Source organism: Pseudorhodoplanes sp., from assembly GCF_035565855.1.
GTDB lineage: Bacteria > Pseudomonadota > Alphaproteobacteria > Rhizobiales > Xanthobacteraceae > Pseudorhodoplanes.
The window spans coordinates 1-1,569 of the sequence record NZ_DATMRX010000280.1; the positions used below are offsets into that span (position 1 = coordinate 1).

1 protein-coding gene and 1 pseudogene are annotated in these 1,569 nt (G+C 63.5%); one reads left to right on the plus strand and one right to left on the minus strand.

Annotation, left to right across the window (positions count from 1 at the left end; translation table 11 throughout):
* A pseudogene (locus VN004_RS16055) lies at nt 1-219 on the minus strand (MarR family transcriptional regulator); the annotation flags it as partial.
* Nucleotides 220-427: 208 nt separating this feature from the next.
* Here VN004_RS16055 and VN004_RS16060 point away from each other — a divergent pair.
* On the plus strand, nt 428-1,569 hold a 1,142-nt coding region (locus VN004_RS16060), incomplete at its 3' end, for a cytochrome P450 (protein WP_325612061.1).

Sequence of the window (1,569 nt, forward strand, 5' to 3'; positions counted from 1 at the left end):
CTTGCCGGTCATGGTCTCGAATTCGCCGAGCGTGACCAGGACGCGCCATTCCGGCACCCCGATCGCATAGCGCTCGGCGTAGAGCCGCGACAGCGCCTGGGACACGACGCTCGCGACCACATTGAGCTGGTAGGGGAGGAATGTTTCCAGCCGCAAGGGCGCGTCCGGATTACGCTGCCAGTCGCTGGCCGCGAAGGCCTCCTTCGTCTGGGTCGCCATGGTCAAGATTCGTTTCCATTTGCCCGCGCGGACCGCTCCGACCATGGCGTAACTTGATTTGACGCGCAACGGGAGCCCGCCGGCGAATTGACAAGGGGGTGAGGGCTTCGTAGCCCGTTCGCCCGAACAAATGGGGGCGGGGGTCCGTCCCCGTCGCCGGCCCATCGGACTGATGGCCGGGATCGCGTTCATTTCCGGGGTGGGTCGGATGCCCAGATTTGCGAGTCCCAGCGAGGCGGCGGCCGCGGCGCGCGCTTTCGATATCAAGCAATTGCCGGCGGATTTCATCGACGACCCGTATCCGTATTTCCATGCGCTGCGCGAACACGATCCGGTCCACCGCATGCCGGACGGCAGCTACATCATCACCCGCTATGACGATTGCGAGACCCTCTACAAGGATGCCCGGACCTATTCGTCCGACAAGAAAGTCGAATTTTTTCCGAAATTCGGCGACACGCCCTTGTTCGAACACCACACCACCAGCCTCGTCTTCAACGACCCGCCGCTGCATACGCAGGTGCGCCGCGCCATCGCCGGCGCGCTGTCGCCGCGTGCGATTGCAGAGATGGAAACCGGACTGATCGAACTCGTCGACAGGCTGCTCGACGCGATCGAAAAAAAGAGCAGGGAAGGCGCGCCGATCGACCTGATCGAGGATTTCGCCTCGGCCATCCCGGTCGAGATCATCGGCAATCTCCTCGGTGTCCCGCACGAGGAGCGCGGTCCGCTCCGCGGCTGGTCGCTCGCCATCCTCGGTGCGCTCGAGCCGGTGCTGACGGATGCGCAACTGAAAGCCGGCAACGACGCGGTGCGGGAATTCCTCGTCTATCTGAAAGCCCTCACCGACGACCGGCGCGCCAATCCGGGCGATCCGAACAAGGACGTTCTGACGCGCCTCATCATCGGCGAGCATGACGGCCGGAAGCTCACCGAGACCGAGCTCCTGCAGAACTGCATCTTCATCCTCAATGCCGGGCACGAAACGACGACCAATCTGATCGGCAATGCGCTCTATACGCTCCTGCAATGGCCCAAGGAGAAAGCGCGGCTGATGGCGGATCCGTCGCTGATGAAGACGGCCGTGGAGGAGGTGCTGCGGTTCGAAAGCTCAAACCAGCTCGGCAATCGCCGTGTCCTCGCAGACACCGTGCTGGGCGGCGTGCCGATGAAGGAAGGCGATCTCATCACCATCGCCATCGCCGCCGCCAATCGGGATCCGAAATATTTCCCCGATCCCGACCGGTTCGATGTCGGCCGCACGCCGAACCGCCATCTTGCCTTCGCCAGCGGCGTGCATGTGTGTGCCGGCATGAATGTGGCGCGCCTTGAAGGCCGCATCGCACTGGA